The following is a 22,002-nucleotide window of genomic DNA, read 5'->3' on the forward strand; positions in this document are numbered from 1 at the left end:
CCGGGCCTTAAGGCAACCTTAAGGCCAGGGGCTGCCTTCGGCCGGGCTGTCCTCATCGGGCAGGGCATCACCGCAGCTCAGCGGGGCCGTTCGGGGGACTGTTCTGCCAGAGGCATATGCCAAAAGCCTTCTGTGTCAGGGGCTGTTCCGGGGTGCGTATTCCTCCGGAACGGCCCCGGAGGGCGATGCGTGCGGCCATGATGGTGGGCATGGCGGGCCTGGAGGGTGTGGATCAGCCGCGACCGCGCAGCAGCGCGACCGCGGCACGCTGGACGTCGACCATGGATGACGAACAGGCGTTCAAGGCGCTGGAGTTGTTCGGAAATCCGACCGAGGGGGAGGTTCGGCTGCCGTCCCGCCCGGAGTCGGCGGCGACGGCCCGGCGCATCACTTCCTGCGTCGTGCTCCGCCAGTGGGCCCTCTCGCCCCAGACCGCCGAGTACGCGGTGCTCCTCGTCTCCGAGCTCGTGGGGAACGCGGTGCGCCACACCGGGGCCCGGGCCTTCGGGTTACGGATGGTCCGCCGCCGGGGCTGGATCCGGATCGAGGTGCGCGACCCCTCGCGCGGGCTGCCGTGTCTGATGCCGGTGCGCGAGATGGACATCAGCGGCCGCGGGCTCTTCCTCGTCGACAAGCTCTCCGACCGCTGGGGGGTGGATCTGCTGCCGCGCGGCAAGACCACCTGGTTCGAGATGCGCATCTCCGACCGCTGACCGCCGACCACCCTGCCCCGACCGCCCCGCCCGCCGTGACTGCTCTGACGCCCCGGTCGCGCCGGATGCGCAGAAGCCCCCGGTCGGCCGTGGTGCGGCGCTGCGGGGGCTTCTGGCGGGGGCCGTGAAATGGGGGGTGTGTCCACGGCCGCTAGTGAACGACCTGTGCCCGGGTCAGTGGGGGTCGTGGCTCCGACTATGGCAGACGGGCGACCTCGGTGCCAAAGCGACTTGTCGGGATATTTATGGAACAACCGGGCATTTGTCGGTTGAATCGTAGGTGTGCTCGGTCACTCGCCTGGCATTCCATGCACCCTTATGGCAAAGCCTGAATGATTCATTGATCATCTGATGAATTGCTCAATCGGTTCATTTCGCCCATCGCGCCTCTACTGTGTCCCGGGAACCGAGGGAACCCGTGGAACGTGAGGTGGTCGGGCATGGACGGACACAGGGCCCCGCTGGGCCGCCGGAACGCACTGGGCGCGGGGGCCGGGGCGCTGGCCGCCGTCCTCGCCGCCGGATGCGCCCGGAGCGACGGGCGGGGCGGAGCCGCCGGACCCGCGGCCGTCACCCGTCCTCCTGGCGAAGCCCCCGCCACCGCTGCCTCCGGCACCCCGGCCCCTGACGCCACCGTGACTCCGCGCCCCGCCGCCTCCCGGGCCGCCGCCCCCGCCCCGCACCGCTTCCCCCGGATGCCCTTCCGGATCACGCACGGTCCCCGCGACCGGCCCCGCGTCGCCCTCACCTTCGACGGGCGCGGCGACCCGGACCTCGCCCACGCCGCGCTCGCCCGGTGCGAACAGGCCGGGGCGCGCGTCACGGTGCTCGCGGTCGGCGCCTGGCTCGCCGAACACCCCGGCCTGGCCCGCCGGATCCTCGACGGGGGCCACGAGATCGGCAACCACACCGAGCACCACCTCGACCTCGCGTCCCTGGACGAACGCGCCGCGTACGAGGAGATCGCCGCGTGCGCCCGGCGACTTCGCCGGCTCACCGGGTCCATCGGCACCTGGTTCCGCCCCTCGCCCACCGCGTACGCCTCCCCGCTCCTCCAGCGCCTGGTCCAGCGGGCCGGCTACCCCCATGTCCTCGGCTGCGACGTGGAGTCGCTCGACCACGCGGCCACCCGCGTCGCCGCCGTCACCCGGAAGGTCGCGGGGGAGCTGCGCAACGGATCGGTGGTGGAGCTGAGTCTCGGCCGGCCGGTCACCGTCGACGCGCTGCCGCTGCTTCTCGCCGAGATCGGCCGCCGCGGGCTGCGCGCGGTGACGGCCACGGAGCTGCTGGGCCGACCGGCCGACGGGACCACCCGGACGGCCCGATAATCTGACCCCTGACATTCGGCATCACGAAGGGGCGGAACTGTGGCGGACATCGAGTCGGCGCGGACGGCATTCGAGCGGTTCGACAGAGACGGCGACGGGCTCATCACGGCCAACGAGTACAAGAGCGCGATGGCCCAGCTGGGCGACCCCTTCGTCACCGAGACGGTGGCGCAGGCGATCATCAACGCCCACGACGCCAACGGTGACGGCCTGCTCACCTTCGACGAGTTCTGGGCCTCGCAGAACAAGGCCTGATCCGCCGCGGCGGCCGGTCCCGCGCCCGTCGGGGCCCGGCCGCCGCCGGTCACGTCCGAAGGGCCCCCTTCCGGCCCCTTTCCGGGCGCCTTTCGGCGGTCCCGCCCACCGTGCGCGGCTTGCTGTGTCTTTGTCCACCGGCGAGGATCGGGCCGTGATGCTCTCCGGACCCCCCGCCGACCCGGCCGCGCAGGCCGGGCCCGGCCTGCCGGCGGCGGCCGTACCGGCGCCGACGGACGACGCGCCCTTCGCCGGCGGGATACCCGGGGGACCCTCCGGGCGGCCGGCCCCCGGACGCTCCTGGACCGCCCCCCTCCTGCTCTGCGCCGCGGGCACCCTCGCGCTCCTCGTGGCCCTGCTCGGCCCCGGCCTCGTGGCACGCGGCACCGGGGAGCTCCGGATACCCGGCGCGGGGCTCACCACCGTGCTCCGCACCGTCCTGTTCGCCGCGCTCGCCCTCCACCTGGGCGAACTCCTCGCCCCGCAGCTCATCCGGCCCGTCCGGGGCCGCCCCCGTACCGCCGTACGGAGCTGGGCGGTGTACGCCTCGCTCGCCGGGGCGGCCGCCGCGGCCGGACAGATCGTCCGGCTCGCCGCCGTCAGCGATCTCGGGATCACCGAGACCTACGGCACCCGCGAGGGCGGACTGCTCCTCCTCATCGCCAACGGCCTGGTCCTCGCCGCCTGCTGCGCCGCGAGCAGGCGCCCGGCACTCGCACTCGCCCCGCTCGCCCTCGTCATCGGCGCGGAGGCCCTGCGCGCCCACCCGGAGGCGTACAGCCCCGAGTTCGGCGCCGCCCTCACCGTCGTCCATCTGACCGCCGCGTCGCTGTGGACCGGCGGCCTGCTGTACGTCCTGCGCACCATGTGGCTCTGGCGCGGCTCACCCGTGGCGGCCCGCGCACTGCTCGGCCGGTACGCGCGCCTGGCGATCTGGCTGTACGTCGCCCTCGCCGCCACCGGCACGGCGTCGACCCTGCGCCGGCTGCCGCTGGACGTGGTGTTCACCTCCGCCTACGGGCGCACCCTGCTGGCCAAGCTGGCGCTGATGGCCGTGGTCAGCGTGCTGGCGGTGGCGGCCCGGCGGCGGATGCTCCGGGACGCCGACCCGTCGGTCGCCCACCTGCTGGCCCGCCGGGAACAGGTCGTGCTGGGCCTGGTGGTGGTGGTCTCGGCGATCCTCACCGTGGTCCCCGACCCGCACTGGATCTCCCTGCGGCCTTAGTGGGACGGAGGCCTGACATCCGGCTGCGTACCGGGAGCGTGTTGCCGGGCGCCCGGGTAGCGTCGGAGACGACCGAGGGAGGCGTCACGGCGATGCAGGAGCACGGGGAGAGCGGAGACCACGGCGAGCAGTTGGCCCGGCGGCTCGTCGAGGCCGCCGGAGTCGTGATCGACCGGGCCGGGTACGCCGGTGCGTCGACCCCGGAGATCCTGCGCCGGGCCGGGGTCTCCCGCGGCGCCTTCTACCACCATTTCGAGGGCAAGGAACAGCTCGGCAACGCGATCCTGGACCGCCAGCACGAGTTCTTCCAGCAGATCTCCGAGCGGGCGGATTCGGGCCCGGCTCCCAAGGTCTGGCTCCAGGCGCTGATCGACATCAGCCACCTCTACACCGCCGGCATCCTGGAGGACCCCGTCCTGCGGGCCGCCGTGCGCCTGTCGATCGAACCGGGCCCCTACCTGACCGCCGAAAGCTACGCGGGCCCGCTCGGGGCCGTCACCGCCGTCCTCGAATCCGCCCGTGCCGCCGACGAACTCCAGGATCACGTCACCCCGGAGGAGGCGTCCCGGACCATCGTCGGCTGCTACAGCGGAGTGCAGCTGCTCGCACTCGCCCTCGACGAGCGCGACGCCCTGCACCAGCAGGTCAGCGCCATGTGGGCCCTGATCATGCCCGGCCTCGCCCGCCCCGCCGTCCTCACCCGGCTGCGCCTGAGCGCACCCCCCGCGGACACGGCGCGGCAGCGCTGACCCCCGGCCCGGTCCGCGCCGGATCTCCGTGCGGCCTCAGCGCCTGTACGGTTTCCAGCCGCGCAACTCGTCGTCGCGCGGGGCCAGGACCAGCTCCGGTGCGCCCGGGCCGAAGACCGTCACGGGCCGCCGCGCGTCCCAGGACGGCCACCCCGGGTCCCCGCCCGTCGCGAAGTCCACCCATGCCCGGTGCATCGCGTCCGCCAGCTCCTGCGGGGCGTCCGGGCCGGTCAGGGCCATCGTGTCGGGGTGGGCGAGCGTGTCGAAGACGAAGCCCAGCTCCAGCGCGTGACAGGCGCCCAGCCGCTGTACGGGGGTGGGCCAGCCGAACTCGTACACGTACGTGGCGCCCGGCGCGCGCGTCCGAGCGTCGGCCAGCCGGTTGAGCGGGACCCGCAGCAGCAGGTCCGTCGCGAGCGCGCCGAGGATCTCACCGGGGGTGGCGTCCGGGCGGTTGGCGCGGTAGGCGCGCGCCGTGGCGCCCGGCACCTTGAACTTCAGCAGGGCGAGGCGGAGCCGCAGCGCGCTGATCTTCTCGGTGAGCCCACCGGGCACGAACCACAGCCGGTACTCCTCCGTGTTCGTCCCCAGCAGCAGGTCGATCCCGGCGGACGCGCCCGCGTGCAGTGCCTCCACGGGGTCGTGGGGCAGCAGTTCGCCGTCCACGACCAGCTGGAAGGAGTTGCGGCCGGTCAGCGGGTTCCCGCCGCCGGTGACCTGGGTCTGCGCGGTGAGCAGCGCCTCCGGGTCCACTGCGGCCAGCGCGGCGGCCGTCGCGGGGACCCCGAGCCGCTTCGCGATCAGCTCGGTCGTCCCGCGCGCGGCGGCGGGCGGCAGCGCGGCGGGCGCCCCGCTCTGGAGCACCGCCCGCCGCAGCAGTCCCGCCGACCGGGGCGAGGCCAGCAGGGCGGCGATGCTGACCGCCCCCGCCGACTCCCCGGCCACCGTCACCCGGTCCGGGTCGCCGCCGAACGCCGCGATGTTGTCGCGCACCCACTCCAGGGCGGCCAGCTGGTCCAGGAGCCCCCGGTTGGCGGGCGCGTCCGGGAAGACGCCGAAGCCCTCGACGCCCAGGCGGTAGTTGACCGAGACGAGGACCACCCCGTCCCGGGCGAACGCGGACCCGTCGTACACCGGCACCGCCGAGGAGCCGTGCACCAGCGAACCCCCGTGGATCCACACGAGCACCGGCAGCCCGGCCGTACCCCGCTCCGGCGACGGCGTCCACACGTTCAGGTTCAGGCAGTCGTCGCCCGCCACCGCCGGATCCGGCAGCAGCCGGTCCAGCGGTGGGGCGTAGGGCCGCTTGGGGGCCGTCGGGCCGTACGCCACGGCCTCGCGCACCCCCGTCCACGGCTCGGGGGGCCCGGGGGCGCGGAACCTGCGCGCGCCCACCGGCGGAGCCGCGTACGGGATGCCGCGGAAGACCGCGACGCCCCGCTCCACCGCACCGCGCACGGTGCCGTGCACGGTCCTCACCTGCGGGGGAGTCCCCGCCACGATGTCGGACATGATGCGTGCCCACCCCTCTCGCGGTGCGGTGGCCCGGGCGGCTACTTCAGGTAGACCAGCCCGTCCGTGGTCAGGGCCGGGCGGCCCTTCGTGCCGACGACCACGATCTTGACCGTGTGCTTGGTGCTGGAGGACCAGGACTTCGTCCAGATCGCCTGCCGGTACTTGGTGGCCGAGGACTTCAGGTCCACCGTGGCGGCCTTCTTCCCGTCGACGTAGACGTATGCCTGCCCCGAAGTGGCGGCCCGCGACACCACCCAGGCGGCTGAACGGCCGGTGAACGTCCAGGTCAGACTGGCGCCCTTGGTGCTGCTGGAGTACGACCTGCCGCCCAGGTAGCTGCCGGAGGACTTCGTGGTCCACTTGCCGCCCTTCTTGGCGGCGGACTCCTGGAGGATCACCGGGGTGCCGGAGACCGAGGCGGCGGCCGTGTTGCCCGCGCGGTCGTACGCCGTCATCTTCCAGGCGGTCGCCTTGGCGGGCTTCGCGGTGTGCGAGGCGCTGACCGTGGTCGGGCCGTAGGTCTTCGCGACGGGGGCGGTGAGCCGGACCTCCTTGAGGGAGGCGGCGTCGGTGGCCTTCCACTTCAGGGTGAGCGGGACGGCGGTGGAGTTCACCGTGCCGGGGCGCAGGGTGAGGCCCGGCTTGGTGGAGAAGACCGGCGGTGCGGTGTCGGCGACCACGGTCGCGACCGGGGACAGGGAAGTCTTCCCCGACTGGTGGGTGGCCCGGACCTGCACGGAGTGCTTGCCGGCGACGAGGGTGGCCGGGGCCGAGGTGACGTTGCCCTTGACGGTGGCCACCGGCTTTCCGTCGACGAGCAGTTCGTAGCCCTTGACGAAGGAGGAGGGCGTGGCCGCCTTCCAGCCGACGGTTATCTTCGACCGGGTGTAGTACGTGGAGCCGGAGGCGTTCGCCCCGGTCACCGAGGCGATGGTGAGCCCGGTGACGGGTCCGGCGGCCAGGGAGCGGATGGCCGGGAGCTGGGCGTAGAGGCCCCCGCCGGGGCACTGGGTGTTGAACCCGTCCCGGTGTCCGGAGATCTGCCGGAAGGGGTAGGCCTTGCCCGCGGCGAACGACTGGCCGGCGAAGTTGCCGCCGTTCGCCCCGGCGGTGAGCTGGACGGAACCGGCCGGGTCGCCCTTGTACTGGCCGAGCTTCCACGCGGCGACCCGGGCGACGGAGGTGGTCGCGGCGGTGGCGGCCTTGGTGTCGGTGTACATGCCGATCACGGCGATACCGGTGGTGTCCCGGTTGAAGCCGTAGGTGTGCGCGCCCATCACCGGCCGGTCCACACCGCCCTTGCGGCCCTCGAAGACCGTGCCGCACTTGTCGACGATGAAGTTGTAGCCGAGGTCCTTCCAGCCGTTCGACTTCACGTGGTACGTGTGCAGACCGCGCACGATGGCCGCCGAGTCGGCACAGGAGTACGCGTTCGTCTGCGCCGTGTGGTGGACGAAGACGGCCTTGACCCGGTCCAGGTAGTCGGGCGCCTCGCTGTTGAGCGACTCGTCGGCCTTCCAGGCCGCCCGGGAGACGATCGGCGGCTGGGGAACGGTGGACGGCGGGACGGGCGGGAGCGTCGGCGACGGGGAGCCGGTGGGCGTCGTCGGCGAAGCGGACGGCGTCGGGGAGTCGGTGCTCGGGCTCGGCGTGGGGCTCGGCGGCGCCGGCGTCTCGGTGGTCGGGGTGGGCGAAGGATCGTCCGTGGGCTCCTCGACCGGCTCCTCCGTGGGCGGGGTGACCGGGGGCTCCTCGCCGGGCGTGGGCTCCTCGGAGGGGGTCTCCTCGACGCTGAACGCGGCCGGTTCGGCGGCGAGCGGGGTGGTGTCGCCGCCCGGGTCGACCGTGTCGAGCCGCAGCCCATCGGGGAGTCCGGCCCGGGCGCCGTCACCGGCGCGGACGCGGACCTCGACGCCGTCGGAGGGACCGACCCAGCGGGGTTCGGTGGTACCGCGGACGCCGGACCGGCCGGTCTCGGTGCGGCCGTCGATCTCGGTGTCCAGGGGCAGCCAGCCGGTCCATTCGCCGGTGGCGGCGGAGCGGGTACGGGCCTCGACGCTCCCCGTCACCCGGGCGGCGGGATCGGTCCAGGTGACGCCGAGCAGACTGAACGGTTCGGCGTCGCGCCGCGCGAGCGACGCGGAGCCGCCGTCGGGCGAGGTCTTCAGCGCGGTCCTGTGCACATCGGACTTCACCGGGTCGGACTTGGCGTCCGCCGCCCGCCCGTCGCGGTCGGCGTCGGAGGTGCCGGTCACGCCCTGGAACACCAGGACACCCGCCACGGCCGCCGTCGTGACGGCGGCCGTGGTCCAAACTCTTCGCTGTGCTCTCACGTGTGATTCCCCGGGGACGACGCTGGCTGGAAGGCAGGGCATTCCGGCCGGTCAGTCGCTGACCGGGGGCACGACGTCCGCGTCGGCCCGGCCGGTGGGGCGACCCGGAACATGCTTGCGGGCCCCAGTCTTCCATGCGATCGGACCGGACCTCGCTCCACCCCACCCCGGTCCGGCGGGAAACGTTCGGGTGGTCACGGGGGCCGGGGGCCACCTCCCGGCAGGGGGCCGGGTGGTGACTCCCGGGCCCCGGCCGGGTGGGAAGCGGCTCCCGGGCCGCCGTGCCACGCGGGGACGGTCGTCGCCGGACAGGTCGTTCAGGCGGCGAAGTACCGGGACAGCGAGTCCCGTTCGTCCAGCTCCACCAGATCCGGGCGGGTGTAGCGCTCGGCGCGCGCGTGGTAGTCGAAGTCGCCCCGTACGAGTCCCCGGTAGTCCTGGACGCAGCGCTCCAGGGCCGCCCGGGTCGGGCCGCCGATGCCCGCCGCCTCGATTTCCTCGATCAGTTCCTTTTCCGCCCGCTGCACCCGCTCGGCTATCCGGGCCAGTTGGATACCGGCCTCGTCGACCGCTTCCTGGAGGGTGGACCCCCGGTCGCGCTGAATCAGCCGTACGGCGTTGTGCTCGTACCCGAGAGCGGCCTCCTTCTCGAAGGAGCAGATGTCGTTGCAGAGCCCGGAATGATCGGTGACCGCGTTCCGCAGGGCGATATAGGCGGGCAGGCTCCGGGCGGAATCCGGGAGGTCGATTCCGGCGGTGATCTCGTGCAGGCAGAGAAAGGGCTGCATGGCGACCGAATCCCGCCGGTGCTTGGCGAATTCGGCGCGGCTCGGCACCTGTCCGGCGGCCCGCTCGACGGCCTCGGCGTAGTACGTCCACAGCCAGGCGGCGGTGTCCCGCCGGAACTGCCGGTTCCACTGCGGCGACCGCCCGCGGCAGGTGCGGTCACGCAGCCCGGCGAGCGCCCGCTCCATCGGCCCGTTCGGTGCGGCCCCGTCGAAGACGTCCACCAGGCGGGTGATCGCCGTCTCGCACATCAGCGGATCGCGTCCAGCCGGGCCGTCGTCGAACTCGTCGTCAACCAGGAAGGCCCAGAAGAGCCATTGACAGAAGAGGTCGAGATGCTCCTGCGTGGCCTGCGGGAAAATGAGGGATATCCATAGTTCCGGGCGGGTCCGGATCATTTTCTTCCGGGCCGGTACGGACAGATCGAGCCCTTCGGATTCGGCCCATTCCCAGGCGGCCCCACGGGTTTCCGCCAGGCCTGGATGGCATCCAGCACTCTGGAACGGCATATGAAACGCCGGTAACGTGATCTGGCTCATTGCTGCCCCTCGTCTGATGAATACGGGCGGACGATGTGAACGACGCATTCCGGGTGATCGGGCAAGGGGACGGGCCCGTTGGGAGGCGGCGGCCGAGAACCCGGAGGCCGGGCGGCCGGGCGTCGTGCGAGGTGGGAGGGCCATCCCTGTCCTCCTTCCTCCGCCGGGAGCCCGGGGCGCCGGGGCAGGGTCGGCGAGCCGGTGGGCGGGCGCGTCACCATGTGTAATGCCCAGTCAACCCCGGGTGGGGGCGCGGAGGGAAGCCATTTGTGACCGAAATTGTCTGATCGTCGCGAACTCAGTGATCGCTCATGGGTAGTTGGTGACCTCATGGGGCCTCGGTGCCGGCCGTGACGAGAGGTGGCCCGGAGGCTCCGAGGAGACGGCGGAGTGACGGCTTCCGGCACCGGCGCCGGCACGCTTGCCTAGCTGCGCTTGCTCGGGACGGGCGTGTTCAGGTGCGCTTGAAGAACTCGACCTCGCCGACCGCGATCGGACGGCCCTCGCCCTGGCCGGTGGCCTCCCGCAGCACCAGCCCGACGGAGACGACGTCGCTGATGCCCAACCGTGTCTCCTGCTTGCCGGGCTTGTCGTTGAGGGTCACCGTCTTCTTGTGCACCTTGTCGTCCTTCGTGGTGATGATCAGCTCCGCCCGGGTCGGCCGCGCGCCCCGCCGGAACTCCTGCGGCTCCTTCGACACACCGGTGTACACCACGACGCCGACCAGCCGGAACGGCGTCGCGAACGAGGAGGTCAGCGACGCGCCGAGCGCGGGGGCGCCCCAGTACTTGTTCGTCAGGCCGTCGATCGCCGCGCTCGCCGGGTGGCCGGGAGCCGAGGCGCTGGCGGTCACCCCGGTGGGGCTGATCTCCCGCGTGCCGCCGAGCTTGTCCCGGACGTCCTCGTAGACGTAGCGCCCGAGCGGGAAGAACAGGAAGCCCGCCACCAGCAGCCCGGCCACGACCAGGACCAGCAGCGTCCGCCGCAGCGCCCGGCCCGAACCGCCCCGCACCCGGCGGCGGAACGGCCACACGGTGCGCCACCACGGCAGGGCGGCGGGCTGTTCCCGGGTCCGGAGCGGAGCGGCGCACCGCCGGCAGAACTGCCTCCCCGGCAGGTTCGGCGTGCCGCAGGCAGGGCAGGGCGGACCGTCCGGTGTCTCGTCCGCCTCCACCGGCCGTACGACGGGCCGCCGGGCCACGGGCTTGGCCGGCCGCACCGCCCCGATGGGTTCGTTTCCCCCGTCCCCATCGGACGCAGTCCTGGAAGCCGGTGCGGCGACCGGTGCGACGACCGGGACTCCGGGGCGTACGGGGGCGGGGGCGGGCCGAACCGGAGGCACGGGCGGAGTCGCCGGCACGGGGTTCGCCGGGGGCGCGGTGGGCTGCGGCGGTACGGGGGTGGGCGCGGGTGCGGGCGGACCCGGGTCCGTTGCGGGCGCCGGCTGCGTCGGCGGCCCGGCCGGCTTCGGGGCCGGGTTCGGGGCCGGGTTCGGCACGGGCCTGGCCTCTGCCACCGGTGCTGCCGTCGACGGCTTCTCCGGTTCCGGTTCCGGTTCCGGCTCCGGTTCCGGCTCGGGATCCGGCTCCGGAGCCGCCGCTCGCCTCGGCCGCGTCGGCTGGGAGGACCAGCCCAGGTAGCCGCCGCAGTTGCCGCAGAAGTCGTCGGTCTCGCCGTTGGCCGTACCGCACGCCGGGCACGAACGCATCACGTCAGCTTCCTGTCTGTTCGGGCTCTCCGGGCGGGCCCGGCAGGACCTCCACCCGGCAGGTGAGGTGGACGGGGCACGAGGCGGTGGCGACGTCCAGGACACGGCGGCCATCCACCGTGACCCCCTCGCGCACCGGCCAGACCCGGACGAGCAGTTCACCGGTCGGCGGCGGCGGGAGAGCCGCACCTGGCTCGGCCGACCAGGTGGCACCCCCGCCGTCCCGGACGTCCGCGTGCACTCCGCAGCAGAGCCGCAGCCGCTCGATCAGACCCCGTCGCGTGCCGCGCCACCGGTGCAGGTCCACGGCGCGGGCGACGACCGCCCGGCGCAGCTCGACCGGCCACGCCGGATCGGCCTCGACGCCCACCCAGGAAGCCAGCCAGGGCAGGAAGTCGGCCGGGGCCAGCGACGGGTCGAAGTAGGCGGGCAGGTTGTCCAGGGTGGACAGGACCGGGGCCAGCACCGTGTCCAGGCCCGCCGTGAACCGCTGGGCCAGGTCGTCGTCCGCGTACAGGGCGGGCAGCAGTTCGCCGATCGGGTACCGGCTGGGCAGCCCGGGTATCGCGGCCCGCGTCATACGCCCTCACCGGCCCCGTTCGCGGTGACCACCACCTGGTGCTGGTGCGAGAAGACCAACGCCCCCGGCGCCACGTCGACATGGTCCACCGCCGCCCCGCGCCGCCCGGTGATCGGGTCCGCCGGGAACAGCCGGACGTCCTCCACCAGACCGGCCCCCTCCACGCTCTGGAGCACGGCGAAGACCTCCCCGTACTGCACGGGCCTGCCGAACGGCCACCCCTGGCCGTCCGCCCCGCCCCGCAACGGGTCGATGTGCCGGAACAGCGCCTCCAGCGCCTCCGCCCGGACCCGGTCCACATCGCCGGGCGCGGCCACCAGCCGGGCGACGACCGTGACGCCCTGGTAGGCGGGGGGCTCCACGACCAGCCGGGTGCCGACCAGCCGCCGTTCGTCGAGCCGCTCGGTGACCGCCGCGAGCACCGGGTCCGAGGGGATCAGCTGCTCGAACCGCAGCCGGCCGTCCTCGTCGGCGGTCGCGTCGGGCACCACCAGCACCCGTACCGCACCGGCCTCGCCCGCCACAGCCGGCAGACACCGCACCCGGCGCAGCGACGGCGCGGCCTCCCGGGCGATGACCTCGTAGTCCTCGGCCGTCACCGCCCGCTCCTGCACCCGCAGGATGTTCGGCGCGCGGACCTTCGCGTTCTCCACGGTCTCCCCGTCGACGCCGCCGGTCGCCGCCTCACGGTTGTTCACGCCCGCGACGTACGGCACCGAACTGCGCAGCACGGAGATCGCGCCCCGCGCGACGTTGCCCGGGGCGCCGCCGCCCGTCCGGTAGCGCGGAACGCGGAGCTGGGCGCCCTTCTCCGGCACCGCGCCGTACGCGCGCATCGTGCCGTCCGGCTCCCGCACCTCCGGCGGGAACGCGAACTCCCCGGCGACGGCGTCGATCCGCACATGCCGGTCACCGGGACCGGACGCGCCGAAGTGCTCGACCGGGGTCCACACCTGCCAGCCCTCGTCCGTCGACACCTGGACGACCGGCGGCTCCCCGTCCAGCAGCAACGGCGCCCGGCTCACCGAGAACCGCTGCCCGGCGACGCCCTCGGACACCCCGAGGGGCACGTCGAGGACGGTCTCCGCGTGCTCCGCGGCCGCCGTGCCGCCGACCGTGAACACCTCGGCCTCCCGGATCGTCGGCGACTCCGAGTAGAACGGCTGGCCCGGCTCCGGGGCGGTGACCCGGCAGCGCAGCCACCCCGCCCGGGTCCCCGCCACGACGGACGCGGTGTGCCCGGCCGGGACGAACACGACGACCTCGCCCGGCCTGTTCAGCCCACCGGTGCTGTCGGTGCCGGTCGCACACGTCACCCAGCGGGCCCCGTCCCACGCCTCCCACACCAGCGGCGGCTGACGCGGGTCGACACCCACGCCCTCCACCCGGCTGTCGAGGCGGACGGCGACGATGCACCGGGGCACGGCCGTCGGCAGCCCGAACAGCAGGGCGTCGCCGGGCTCCGGCCGGGCCTGGAAGCACGGGATGTCCTTGCCCGCGCCGAGCGGTCCCGTCCGGTCCGTCTGCTCGCCCGACACCGGCGCGGTGACCAGCCGGACCAGCGAACTCGGCACGATCGGCAGGTCGTCGGAGGTGGAGAACACCACCGGCTCCTCGGCCTCCCCGCGCGCGGTGGCGACCTCGGTCCCCGCGAGGAGGTGCACGGTCTCCGGCTGTGGCGCGGACAGCCAGAAGTCGATCTCGGCGCGCGCCACGGCCGGCGGGAACAGGGTCACGCCCAGCAGGTCGAGGAAGGCCGCGTAGTTCTTGTCCGGCACCCGGTTCAGCCGGTACAGGAGCTGGTCGACCAGGTACGCGAACGTCTCGATCAGCGTGACCCCGGGGTCCGACACGTTGTGGTCGGTCCACTCGGGGGAGCGCTGCTGGACGTACCGCTTGGCCTCGTCGACGAGCTGCTGGAAACGCCGGTCGTCCAGATTGGGCGAAGGCAGGGCCATCAGCGCACTCCCGCTTCCCGAGCGGCCTGGGACGAGCTCTCGGAAGAGCCCTCCGACGACGGGATCGTGTAGAAGGGAAAGACGAGGTTGCGCAGGTCGTTGGTGGCCCGCACGGTGTAGTGCACGTCGATGTAGAGCGTGCCCTCCTCGATGGCGTCGAACGCGATCACCACGTCCGTCACCTCGATGCGCGGCTCCCACCGCTCCAGCGAGGTGCGGACCTCCTGCGCGATCCGCCCGGCCGTCGCCCCGTCGCCCGGCGCGAACACGTAGTCGTGGATGCCGCAGCCGAACTCCGGGCGCATCGGCCGCTCGCCCGGCGCGGTGCCGAGGATCAGCCCGATCGCCTCCTCGATCTCCCGGTCCCGCTCGACCAGCGCGATCCCGCCCGTCGGCCCGACCCGCAGCGGGAAGCCCCAGCCGCGCCCGATGAATCCGCCGCCGCTCACATCGGGCCCCCGATCAGGACGTTCAGCGCGCCGCTGATGATGGGCGCGCCGCAGCTGGTGTTGTCCCGCATCCGGGCGGCGGGCAGCCCGCCGATCAGCACCTGGCCGGTGAGCGCGGCGGCCGGGTTGGGCATGATCACGTTGCCCGGCCCGAGCGCGGCGTGCGGAGGGACGACGCACACGTGGAGGCTCCCGGTGACGGCCGCGGGCCGTCCGCCGATGAGCACGGTGGCCACAGCCACCGCACCCGGGGGCGGGGTGCCGATGAGACCGCCGTGGGCGGTGCTGTCGCCCGTGCGGGCTGCGGGGGGCATGGCCGGGGTTCTCCTTGCTGTGAAAGGGACTTCGGAAGGGGAAGCGGAAGGGGAAGCGGAAGCGGGGGAGCCGGAGGTGGAGGTGGAGGTGGAGAGAAGAGGGGCCGGGTCAGTTGATCCTGATGAGCTTGGCCTTGAGGACCGCGAGCAGCCCACCGTCGACCGTGACCCCCGTCCTGCCGTTGACGGTCACCGAGCGGCCCGTGATGTTCACGTCGCCCGTGGCCCCCGCGTCGAGCGTGATGCCCGACGCGGACAGCGTCACCGAGCTGAGCTCCCGGGTGCCGCCGCGGGCCTTCACCGTCAGCGTGATCTCGCCCGTCTTCTCGTCGAGCATCACGTCGAGCCGCTTGTCACCGCTGGCGATGCGCACCCCGGACGGGCCGCGCGGGGCATCGAGCAGCTCCAGCCGGTTGCCGGAACGGGACACCAGGGAACGGCGGTTGACCTTCCCGCTCGTCGGGTCGACCAGCGGGACGTCGTGCGGCGAGGGCTTGTCGACCCCGTTGTAGAGACCGCCGAGCACATACGGGCTGTCCAGCAGCCCCTGCTCGAACCCGACCAGTACCTCGTCGTTGACCTCGGGGCTGAACACCCCGCCGCCGCCCTGGCCGCCCCACTGCACCGTACGGACCCAGTCGGTGACGTACGTGTCGTCGAGCCACGGGAACTTCAGCCGCACCCAGCCGCGTTGGCCCCGGCCCTCCTCGCGGATGTCGGTGACCACTCCGATCGCCAGGCCCGGCATGCGAGGGCCGCGCGAGGGGGCGTTGCCGCCGGAGGCCAGGCCCGAGAGCGATCGGTCCGGCGATGCGCTGACGATCACCGTCGTGCGGTACCCGGTGTCCGGTTCGAGGACGTGGTGCGCGGCGGTCGCGGTGTAGCGGCCGGAGAACGCGGGCCCCACGTTGCCGAGGGCCACCGGCATACCCGCCCGCAGCTGCGGGTTCCCGTAGGCGACCGCCTCGATCTCCCCGAAGCCGGCGCTGACCGACGCGGCGAGCGCACCGGCCACGGCACGGGTCTCCGCCTGGGTGCGGTACGGGGTGTCGGCGATCGTGGTCCGGGAGCCCGAGCCGAACATCTTGGCCGCCGTCGACGGGCTCATCCCCGGGGCTACGGTGTCGCTGCGGACGGACTGCTGCCTGGCCACCAGCCGGGTCTTGGTGTCGACGTTCCAGCCGCGCACCTCGACGCTGTCCGCCCCGTCCGCCCCGGTCAGCACCGCGCGCAGGGCCAGCAGGTTGTTCCCGTACTCCAGGACCATCGGGTCGTTCGCGGCGGAGGTCGAGGGCGAGGGGGCCGAGGAGGCGGGGTCCGGCTTGGTGAACTGCAGCCGGCCCTTGTCGTCCACCCGCACGGTGGCCCCGCTCTCGGCCGCGAGATGCTGGAGGAACTCCCAGTCCGACACGTTCGGCTGGGTCACCTGCTTGTACGTGACCGGCGCGGCCTCGATCCGCCCGCAGGCCAGACCGGCGCCGGCGGCGACCTTGCGGACGATGTCCGCCGTCTTCATGTTCCGGTACGCCATGACCTTCCGGCCGCGCTGGAGCCGGTGCGCCTTGGAGAACGCCCGCACGACGGTGAACGATCCCGTGGTGTCGGTGTCCAGCTCGACCGCCGTGACCTCCCCGGTGAACAGCCGCTCGGGCGCCCGGTCCCGCGCGGTGACGACCGAGATCTTCAGCGGGGTGCCCATGCCGATACCGGTCGCGGTGAGGAAGGTGTGGTCGGGGTCCCGGTACATCAGTACGGCGGTGTCCGGCAGGCCCACGTTCTCGTCGACCACACAGCTCACCAGTTGGGTGGCCCAGGCGGCGGGCAGCGCGGCGGGCGCCTCGACGACCGGGTCGGCGGCGAAGGAACGGCCGGGGGCTTCCTTGCCGCTCATCGGCTCTCCTCCGTCAGGTGGTCTGCCCGGCCGGGCACCAGGAGTTCCCGGCCGGGGGTCAACTGCATGGGGTCGTCGATGTCGTTGGCGTGCGCGATGGTCCGCCAGGCGGTGGCATCGCCGTACTCCCGCCAGGCCAGCAGCGGCAAGCTGTCCCCGGCCACGACCCGGTGCGTGCGCCGTGCCTCCTTCGAACCCGAGGTGGGGTTCTGGCCGGCCGGGCCGATGCTCGCCTCCTCGATCGACAGGGAGCAGGTGGCGCGCAGCGGCTTCCCGTCGACGTCGAACAGGGTGTAGGAGACCGAGAGGTTGGAGAGCACCCCGTCGAACGAGGTCGTCTTGGACGTCCCCCAGTCGAAGCGCACCCAGGGGCTGGCGGGCGTCTTGCGGGCCAGGCTCTTGGGGGTGGGGACACACGCGGTCATCAACTGCTCCACCGCCTTCTCCACGGAGTTGTCGTGCGTGGCGGTGGCGTCCAGGAAGACCTCCAGCGACAGGGCCCGCGGCCCGCTGCCGACGAACTCGGGCAGCGCGGACTGTCCGGCCATCCGGGACGGAGTGCGCCGCCACTCGGTGGTCTTGCTCAGCGACAGCTTCGACGGGTTGAACTGCAACGTGAGACGGGCGAGCGCCCCGCCGGGCTTGGCGCCGACCGTCGACGGCGGCTCCATGATGGTCAGCTGGGCGCGAGCGCGGCTCGCGCGGAGAGCGGGTGACATTGCGTTCCTCCTTCCTTCGTCCGGTTCCTGGCGGATGCGTTGGTGCCGTCGGTGCCGGTCAGGAGGGCTCCAGGCCCTCGTGCGCGATCTCCAGCGTCTCGATCGCCGCCTCGGAGTTGGCCGGATCGAAGGACGGCCCCTGCCAGCGCACCGGCACGATGCCGTGCACCTGCCAGCTGATGATCCGGCTGAGGTCGGGGCGCAGCGCCACGATCTCGCCGTCCTTGGGCTCGACCCGCTGGATCGTCTCGTTCAGCCAGCGCGCGATCTTGAGGGTGTCGGCGGTCACCGGGCGGGTCAGCGTGATGTTCGTCCAGGTGATCCGCCCCGGCAGTTGCCAGGTGAATCCGTTGTTGCCGCCCTCGGCGTACGTCTCCATCTCCACCTGGGCGCCCAGGCCGGAGCAGGTGTGGAACGCGCCCAGGTCGCTGCCGCCGATCGCGAGCTTGAAGAACACGCTCGTCGCGAAGATGTTGTCCGTCATGCGTCTCTCGTCTTCTCTGCTGTCTCTCGTGCGGGGCGTGCGGGGCGTGCGGGTGTGCGGGGCGTGCGCGGGTGGGCCGGGGTGGTCGCCCGTCAGCGGCGGCCGTCGTGGAGCCGCCCGGTGCGTTCCCGGCCCCGGCGCAGATCGGCGCGGATGAGCCGGCTCACCGGGTCGAGGAGTCGGCGGGCCAGCTCCTCGATCTCCGTTCCGCTCAGCCGGTTCGCCGACGGAGCGTCGGAAGCGTCGTCGGAGCCGGTGGCCGCGTCCGTCGCCCCGGCGGCGGGCTTCGGCGGGGCGGCCTGCACGGGAACCCCGGTGATCCCGGCCTTCGCCGCCGCACGCTGGACGGCCTGCGCTCTGCTCTCCGGGCGGCCCGCTGCGGCGGGCTGTGCGGGCGCGCGGGGCGGCACCCGTACGGAGAGTCCGGGCGACACGTCGGGAGCGGTGCCGCCCGCGGGGGCGGGTCCGGTGAGCGGTGGACCTGCGCCGTCGGGCGCCACCGGCAGGGCCAGCCGCTGTACGGGTACGGCGGCTTCCGGACGCGCCGCCCCGGGCGGATGCGGCCGGACGACGGGAACGGGGCGCGTGCCGGGGGCGGTCGCGGACGCCGGAGGCATCGACGCCGCACCCGGCATCCCCGGCCGGGAGGGCAGGGCGTGCGGAAGCGGTGCGGCGCGTTGGACAACAGGGGCGGGGGCGGGGGGAGTGACCGGGACGGCGGCCTGGTCCGAGGCCGGGGCGGCGTGGCGTGCGGAAACCTGCTGCGGACCGCGGTGGGACGCGGGCTCGGAAACCCGCTGCGGAGCCTGGCGGGGCGTCGGCCCGGAAGACTGTTGCGGCGAGGGCGAGCCGGGCGGCGTGGGCGAGGGCGTCGCGGCCCGCCCGGACCGTCGTACGAGTCGCTGGAGTACGCCACCGGCGGACGGACCGCGCCCGGTGGGGGCGGCCGTGGTCCCCGGCGCGCGACCCGGTGCGCTCCCGTCGTGCCGGTCGGTGGGTACGGCGCTCCGGTTCGCGGTACCTCGGGCCGGGTCGGTGGAGCCGTCGCCACCCCGGTGCGCGGGGTTCCCGGTCGCCGAGCGCTGGACCAGGGTCCCCGGAGCCGTACCGGAGGACGCCGGCCGCTGGGGGCCGGCGCTCGGCCTGCCCCCGGCCCGCCCGTCGGCAGGGCCCGGTGACGGAGCGCCGGTGCCCGGCTGCCGCACGTCGCGCCGCCAGGTGGCCGCCACGACCGGGCGCGCGGTGCTGCCGCCCGCCGTCGCCGTCGACGGAGGCGCCGAAAATCCCTCGGCGGAACCGGTGTTCACCGTCAGGGCACGGCCGGAGAGCAGAGTCCGTGACCGCTGGACCGTGGGCGACGGCGTCGCACCGGCGGAGCCCTGGGCCGTACGGCCCCGAGCGATCGGCCGGACGCGTACGGGCGGCGGGGGAGCGGCGGAGGCCGGACCGGTCCGGGTACGGGCGGGATCCGCCGCGCGCTGGACGGCCGCGCTTCCGGACGACGACCCGGCGGGTGCTGAGGGCGCTGAGGGTACGGCGGCCGGGACGGAAGTCGTCCGCACCGGCATCGCGGAGGGCGCGCCCGGAGGCGCCGGAGCGGGGGCCGGAACAGCGGGCCCGGTGCCCTGGGGCCGACCCGGATCCGGCCGCGCCCCGGCGGGCGCGCGGTCACCGAGCAGCGGCGCGTCGCCGCCGAGCCGGGCCGTGGGCGGCAGCGAGGGAAGCGGCGTGCCGATCCCGCCCCGCGCACGGGCCCGTCCGCCGCCGGAAGCGTCGGCCCGCGGTGCCGGCTGCACCGGAGCGGAGGGGCCCGATGGCGTCGACGAACCGGCCGGCCGGGTGCTCCGGGACGACTGAGGTGACTGGGACGACCGGGTCGACCGGGGCGTACGGGAACGGTTCTCCGGCGACGACGGCTGCTGCTGCTGCTGCGGTGCCGGCGAGGGCGAAGGCGCAGGCGAAGGAGCAGACGCAGGTGTCGCTGCCTTGGCCGAACCGGTCGAACGGGACGCGGGTGTCGCGGCCGTCGCGGCCGTCGTGGCCGGAAGGCCCGGCGAGCTCGGCGGACTCTGCGGGTCCGACGCCTGGCGCTGGAGCACCGGCATCTCCGCCGGGCGGTCCGTCGCGGGGGCGGACGGAATGACGCCCGCCGGTCCGTCGGCTCCGGCCGGCCTGGCTCCGGCGGGCATCTCGTGCAGAGGCTTGCCCAGGGCCGGGCGCACCACATCGGCGGCGGGCCGGCCGGATTCACGGTCGGGAGACGGGGCGTCGCCCTCCGGAACCGCACGGTCCGGACCGCTCCGCCGCTCGGACCCGGCCCGCTGGACGGCGGGGGCCGCAGCTTCCGCTGACGGCGCGGCTGCCGAGGAAGAAGCGGAGGAAGAAGCGGAGGAAGCAGGAGATGCGGAGGAGGAGGAAGGGGCCGAAGGGGCGGTGGGCGTGGCGGGCACGAGCCCGGCGATCTGCCGCAGCGGCATCGCCGGACGCCGGGCGACGATCAGCGGCAGGGCGATCCGCTGCGGACGTACGGCGGCGGGAGTGCGCGCACCGGAGGACGAGGACACGGACGCCCCGGATGGAGCCGTGGAGTCGGACGGGGCGGTGGAGGAGGACGGGTCGGCCGATCCCGAGGCGGCCGACGTACGGGAATGACCCGACCCGCCCGACGTACTCGACCCGCCCGACGGCGACCGGTTCGCGGTGGACCGGGACGGGGCCGGGGACGGGGCACGCGCCGCGCTCGACCGCTGGACCGTCGGAGAGCCGGGGCTCGGCTTCCCCGTCCCCGTACCGCTGTTCGTCCTGCTGCCCCTGCCCGCCGCCCGGTTCACCGAGGCGGGCGGCAGGTCCGTCGTGGGAGCGGCGGGCTCGTCGGCGTCCGGGGGCCGGACCGCGCGCAGCAGCAGCGGTCCGCCGGGGGACGTGGTCCGTGCGCCACCTGGGCGGGCGACGCCGTGGATGAGGCCGACCGGGGCCGACGGCAGGACGGAGTGGCCGAGTTCGCCGCCGAGGGCCGGGTTCTGCCAGGAGGCCAGCCGCGACCGGAACCGCAGCCCGTCGCTCACACCGATCGAGGACCGGGCGACGGTCACAGTCGGCGGGGCCACCCGTCGCCAGCCGCCGTCCCAGCCACCGCCGTCCCCGCCGGAAGCCGCCGAGGAACCGGAAGCCGAACCGGAAGCCGAACCGGAAGCCGAACCGGAAGCCGATGCGGGGCCGGAATCCGGGCCGGAGTTCTGGCCGGATGTGGGTGCGGCGGACACGTCGGCGTGCCCGCCGCCCTCTCGCGAGGGCGCGCCGGAGCGCTGCCGGTCCGCCCGGCGCAGCCAGTCCCCGAGCCCCACACGATCACCCGCCTTCGTTGACGCGGGTGTTGATCCGCGCTATCTCCCGCACCCACTGCTGACGTTCGCCGTGGGTGAGGTCGAGAATGTCCTCACGCTGCCAATGGAAGTGGTAGGCGACGTACGCGATCTCCTCCCGCAGCCGGGGAAGCGCGTACGTCACGATTCCCCCAGGCGCCCACCCGAGAGGTCCACCTCGAACGCCCCGTGGCACAGCGGGCAGGTCACCGCGGCATGCGTGTGGCCCTCGCTGTTGATCCGGCGGTAGAAGTCCTGGAGGAACGCCACATCGGTCGCGTACATCCGCTCGACGATCCCGGCGTGCACATCGGTGACCGTGCCGAGCTGGGTGATCACCTGGCTCAGCAGCACCACGGACAGATACGCCGGGTTCTCCTTCACCCGCAGGTCGATCTGCGGGCGCAGCTCGTCCCGGGCCGTCGCGAGCCGCATGGTGCCGTTGCGGTGCACATGGCCCTCGTCGTCGACGTACCCGCGCGGCAGCTCGAAGGCGAACTCCGTCTGCAGCGTGTCCCGTTCCCGTTCCCGGGGGCGGGCGGGCGCGGGCGCGGCGGCCTCCTCGCGTGCGGCGGGCGCCGTGGCGAGGTTGTCCAGGACCTCTTCGAGGCCGCTGCCCGGCGTAACGGTCCGGCGCCTCATTCGACCACGATCTCCTCGAAGGTGATGGTCACCGTCTCGGTCGCCGCGCTGGACTCGCCGGCCTTGAGGGAGGGGCCCTCCCACTTGGAGGCCCAGCCCTGCATCAGCTGGATGCGGCGGACGGTCTCGCCGGTCGAGTCCTTGATCTCGATCGTGAGGTTCTGCCGCGCGGTGTCGACGGCCCCGTTGTTGAGGGTCTCCTTGATCCAGGTGGTGAACTCGCTGCTCTGGTCGAGCCCGCGGGTGATCGTCACCTCGCCCGCCTGCCGGGCACCCGGCTGCTTGCGGATGATCTGCTTGCCCTCGGCGGTCACCTGACGGACCTCGACGACTTCTTCCTCGACGGTCATGCCGCTGATCTCCTGGATGGACTCCACGAGATAGCCGCCGAGCTGTACGCCGAAGACGTGGGTGGAAAGAGCGTCGCCCTCTGCCATGACTCTGTGTCACCT

22 protein-coding genes are annotated in these 22,002 nt (G+C 73.8%); 7 read left to right on the forward strand and 15 right to left on the reverse strand.

Features of this window, described 5'->3' with window-relative positions; all coding sequences use genetic code 11:
- Positions 1-197: 197 nt before the first annotated feature.
- The 5 genes from ACIQRW_RS04645 to ACIQRW_RS04665 all read left to right on the forward strand — a co-directional run bounded on the left by ACIQRW_RS04645 (position 198) and on the right by ACIQRW_RS04665 (position 4,270).
- The gene (locus tag ACIQRW_RS04645) at positions 198-713 is read left to right on the forward strand and encodes an ATP-binding protein (RefSeq protein ID WP_403754443.1); all 516 of its coding nucleotides are present in this window, start codon (positions 198-200) and stop codon (positions 711-713) included.
- 440 nt (positions 714-1,153) lie between these two features.
- Positions 1,154-2,041, forward strand: a complete 888-nt coding sequence (locus ACIQRW_RS04650; RefSeq protein ID WP_403754306.1) for a polysaccharide deacetylase family protein — start codon at positions 1,154-1,156, stop codon at positions 2,039-2,041.
- A 39-nt stretch (positions 2,042-2,080) separates the two neighbouring features.
- On the forward strand, positions 2,081-2,296 hold the full coding sequence (locus ACIQRW_RS04655) for an EF-hand domain-containing protein (RefSeq protein ID WP_217223211.1): 216 nt from the start codon (positions 2,081-2,083) through the stop codon (positions 2,294-2,296).
- 157 nt (positions 2,297-2,453) lie between these two features.
- Complete coding sequence (locus tag ACIQRW_RS04660; protein ID WP_403754309.1) at positions 2,454-3,521, forward strand: CopD family protein; 1,068 nt, start codon at positions 2,454-2,456, stop codon at positions 3,519-3,521.
- Positions 3,522-3,613: 92 nt separating this feature from the next.
- On the forward strand, positions 3,614-4,270 hold the full coding sequence (locus tag ACIQRW_RS04665) for a TetR family transcriptional regulator (protein ID WP_403754312.1): 657 nt from the start codon (positions 3,614-3,616) through the stop codon (positions 4,268-4,270).
- 36 nt (positions 4,271-4,306) lie between these two features.
- Here the strand turns inward: ACIQRW_RS04665 and ACIQRW_RS04670 are convergent, their stop codons facing one another.
- From ACIQRW_RS04670 to ACIQRW_RS04725, 12 genes are all read right to left on the reverse strand, one after another.
- The gene (locus ACIQRW_RS04670) at positions 4,307-5,782 is read right to left on the reverse strand and encodes a carboxylesterase/lipase family protein (RefSeq protein WP_403754315.1); all 1,476 of its coding nucleotides are present in this window, start codon (positions 5,780-5,782) and stop codon (positions 4,307-4,309) included.
- A 41-nt stretch (positions 5,783-5,823) separates the two neighbouring features.
- Positions 5,824-8,118, reverse strand: a complete 2,295-nt coding sequence (locus ACIQRW_RS04675) for a peptidoglycan recognition protein (RefSeq protein WP_403754318.1) — start codon at positions 8,116-8,118, stop codon at positions 5,824-5,826.
- Positions 8,119-8,435: 317 nt separating this feature from the next.
- A complete protein-coding gene (locus ACIQRW_RS04680) occupies positions 8,436-9,413 on the reverse strand; it encodes a terpene synthase family protein (protein WP_403754446.1) in 978 nt (325 codons plus the stop codon).
- A 484-nt stretch (positions 9,414-9,897) separates the two neighbouring features.
- A complete protein-coding gene (locus tag ACIQRW_RS04685) occupies positions 9,898-11,151 on the reverse strand; it encodes an NADase-type glycan-binding domain-containing protein (RefSeq protein WP_403754320.1) in 1,254 nt (417 codons plus the stop codon).
- A gap of 4 nt (positions 11,152-11,155) precedes the next feature.
- Positions 11,156-11,731 carry a phage tail protein I gene (locus ACIQRW_RS04690; RefSeq protein ID WP_403754323.1) on the reverse strand — a complete coding sequence of 192 codons (576 nt, stop codon included), beginning with the start codon at positions 11,729-11,731 and terminating at the stop codon, positions 11,156-11,158.
- Positions 11,728-13,689 carry a putative baseplate assembly protein gene (locus tag ACIQRW_RS04695; protein WP_403754325.1) on the reverse strand — a complete coding sequence of 654 codons (1,962 nt, stop codon included), beginning with the start codon at positions 13,687-13,689 and terminating at the stop codon, positions 11,728-11,730. Before ACIQRW_RS04695 ends, ACIQRW_RS04690 begins: the two co-directional genes overlap by 4 nt.
- Complete coding sequence (locus ACIQRW_RS04700; protein ID WP_359626507.1) at positions 13,689-14,138, reverse strand: GPW/gp25 family protein; 450 nt, start codon at positions 14,136-14,138, stop codon at positions 13,689-13,691. The genes ACIQRW_RS04695 and ACIQRW_RS04700 overlap by 1 nt, the downstream gene beginning before the upstream one ends.
- Positions 14,135-14,452 carry a PAAR domain-containing protein gene (locus ACIQRW_RS04705; RefSeq protein ID WP_012378964.1) on the reverse strand — a complete coding sequence of 106 codons (318 nt, stop codon included), beginning with the start codon at positions 14,450-14,452 and terminating at the stop codon, positions 14,135-14,137. The genes ACIQRW_RS04700 and ACIQRW_RS04705 overlap by 4 nt, the downstream gene beginning before the upstream one ends.
- A gap of 109 nt (positions 14,453-14,561) precedes the next feature.
- A complete protein-coding gene (locus tag ACIQRW_RS04710; protein ID WP_403754329.1) occupies positions 14,562-16,343 on the reverse strand; it encodes a VgrG-related protein in 1,782 nt (593 codons plus the stop codon).
- The gene (locus tag ACIQRW_RS04715) at positions 16,340-17,062 is read right to left on the reverse strand and encodes a LysM peptidoglycan-binding domain-containing protein (RefSeq protein WP_361326005.1); all 723 of its coding nucleotides are present in this window, start codon (positions 17,060-17,062) and stop codon (positions 16,340-16,342) included. Before ACIQRW_RS04715 ends, ACIQRW_RS04710 begins: the two co-directional genes overlap by 4 nt.
- Positions 17,063-17,120: 58 nt before the next feature.
- The gene (locus ACIQRW_RS04720; RefSeq protein WP_403754332.1) at positions 17,121-17,546 is read right to left on the reverse strand and encodes a phage tail protein; all 426 of its coding nucleotides are present in this window, start codon (positions 17,544-17,546) and stop codon (positions 17,121-17,123) included.
- A 92-nt stretch (positions 17,547-17,638) separates the two neighbouring features.
- Positions 17,639-18,163, reverse strand: coding sequence for a hypothetical protein (locus ACIQRW_RS04725; RefSeq protein WP_403754335.1), 525 nt, complete (start codon positions 18,161-18,163; stop codon positions 17,639-17,641).
- A 571-nt stretch (positions 18,164-18,734) separates the two neighbouring features.
- Between ACIQRW_RS04725 and ACIQRW_RS04730 the strand changes: the two genes are divergently transcribed.
- Together ACIQRW_RS04730 and ACIQRW_RS04735 are read left to right on the forward strand one after the other, a co-directional pair.
- Positions 18,735-19,403: a hypothetical protein gene (locus ACIQRW_RS04730; protein ID WP_403754338.1), complete on the forward strand. Its 669-nt coding sequence runs from the start codon at positions 18,735-18,737 to the stop codon at positions 19,401-19,403.
- A gap of 129 nt (positions 19,404-19,532) precedes the next feature.
- Positions 19,533-20,198, forward strand: a complete 666-nt coding sequence (locus ACIQRW_RS04735; RefSeq protein WP_403754341.1) for a hypothetical protein — start codon at positions 19,533-19,535, stop codon at positions 20,196-20,198.
- A 696-nt stretch (positions 20,199-20,894) separates the two neighbouring features.
- Here ACIQRW_RS04735 and ACIQRW_RS04740 read toward each other — a convergent pair.
- Genes ACIQRW_RS04740 through ACIQRW_RS04750 form a run of 3 tightly spaced genes read right to left on the reverse strand, consistent with a single transcriptional unit; the run spans position 20,895 to position 21,987 of the window.
- Complete coding sequence (locus ACIQRW_RS04740; RefSeq protein ID WP_003966147.1) at positions 20,895-21,053, reverse strand: DUF6760 family protein; 159 nt, start codon at positions 21,051-21,053, stop codon at positions 20,895-20,897.
- The gene (locus tag ACIQRW_RS04745; protein WP_403754343.1) at positions 21,050-21,550 is read right to left on the reverse strand and encodes a hypothetical protein; all 501 of its coding nucleotides are present in this window, start codon (positions 21,548-21,550) and stop codon (positions 21,050-21,052) included. The genes ACIQRW_RS04740 and ACIQRW_RS04745 overlap by 4 nt, the downstream gene beginning before the upstream one ends.
- Positions 21,547-21,987, reverse strand: coding sequence for a phage tail protein (locus tag ACIQRW_RS04750; RefSeq protein ID WP_073802749.1), 441 nt, complete (start codon positions 21,985-21,987; stop codon positions 21,547-21,549). The genes ACIQRW_RS04745 and ACIQRW_RS04750 overlap by 4 nt, the downstream gene beginning before the upstream one ends.
- Positions 21,988-22,002: the final 15 nt, after the last annotated feature.

Source organism: Streptomyces sp. NPDC091287 (genome assembly GCF_044768525.1).
Classification (GTDB): domain Bacteria; phylum Actinomycetota; class Actinomycetes; order Streptomycetales; family Streptomycetaceae; genus Streptomyces.

What these genes read in the sequence shown, in the direction of transcription:
- ACIQRW_RS04665 (WP_403754312.1), top strand. Translation starts at nt 3,614, where the DNA reads ATGCAGGAGCACGGGGAGAGCGGAGACCACGGCGAGCAGTTGGCCCGG.
- ACIQRW_RS04680 (WP_403754446.1), bottom strand. Translation starts at nt 9,413, where the DNA reads ATGCCGTTCCAGAGTGCTGGATGCCATCCAGGCCTGGCGGAAACCCGT.
- ACIQRW_RS04685 (WP_403754320.1), bottom strand. Translation starts at nt 11,151, where the DNA reads ATGCGTTCGTGCCCGGCGTGCGGTACGGCCAACGGCGAGACCGACGAC.
- ACIQRW_RS04670 (WP_403754315.1), bottom strand. Translation starts at nt 5,782, where the DNA reads ATGTCCGACATCGTGGCGGGGACTCCCCCGCAGGTGAGGACCGTGCAC.
- ACIQRW_RS04705 (WP_012378964.1), bottom strand. Translation starts at nt 14,452, where the DNA reads ATGCCCCCCGCAGCCCGCACGGGCGACAGCACCGCCCACGGCGGTCTC.
- ACIQRW_RS04720 (WP_403754332.1), bottom strand. Translation starts at nt 17,546, where the DNA reads ATGACGGACAACATCTTCGCGACGAGCGTGTTCTTCAAGCTCGCGATC.
- ACIQRW_RS04660 (WP_403754309.1), top strand. Translation starts at nt 2,454, where the DNA reads ATGCTCTCCGGACCCCCCGCCGACCCGGCCGCGCAGGCCGGGCCCGGC.
- ACIQRW_RS04715 (WP_361326005.1), bottom strand. Translation starts at nt 17,062, where the DNA reads ATGTCACCCGCTCTCCGCGCGAGCCGCGCTCGCGCCCAGCTGACCATC.
- ACIQRW_RS04695 (WP_403754325.1), bottom strand. Translation starts at nt 13,689, where the DNA reads ATGGCCCTGCCTTCGCCCAATCTGGACGACCGGCGTTTCCAGCAGCTC.
- ACIQRW_RS04690 (WP_403754323.1), bottom strand. Translation starts at nt 11,731, where the DNA reads ATGACGCGGGCCGCGATACCCGGGCTGCCCAGCCGGTACCCGATCGGC.
- ACIQRW_RS04750 (WP_073802749.1), bottom strand. Translation starts at nt 21,987, where the DNA reads ATGGCAGAGGGCGACGCTCTTTCCACCCACGTCTTCGGCGTACAGCTC.
- ACIQRW_RS04650 (WP_403754306.1), top strand. Translation starts at nt 1,154, where the DNA reads ATGGACGGACACAGGGCCCCGCTGGGCCGCCGGAACGCACTGGGCGCG.
- ACIQRW_RS04710 (WP_403754329.1), bottom strand. Translation starts at nt 16,343, where the DNA reads ATGAGCGGCAAGGAAGCCCCCGGCCGTTCCTTCGCCGCCGACCCGGTC.
- ACIQRW_RS04725 (WP_403754335.1), bottom strand. Translation starts at nt 18,163, where the DNA reads ATGCCTCCGGCGTCCGCGACCGCCCCCGGCACGCGCCCCGTTCCCGTC.
- ACIQRW_RS04645 (WP_403754443.1), top strand. Translation starts at nt 198, where the DNA reads ATGATGGTGGGCATGGCGGGCCTGGAGGGTGTGGATCAGCCGCGACCG.
- ACIQRW_RS04745 (WP_403754343.1), bottom strand. Translation starts at nt 21,550, where the DNA reads ATGAGGCGCCGGACCGTTACGCCGGGCAGCGGCCTCGAAGAGGTCCTG.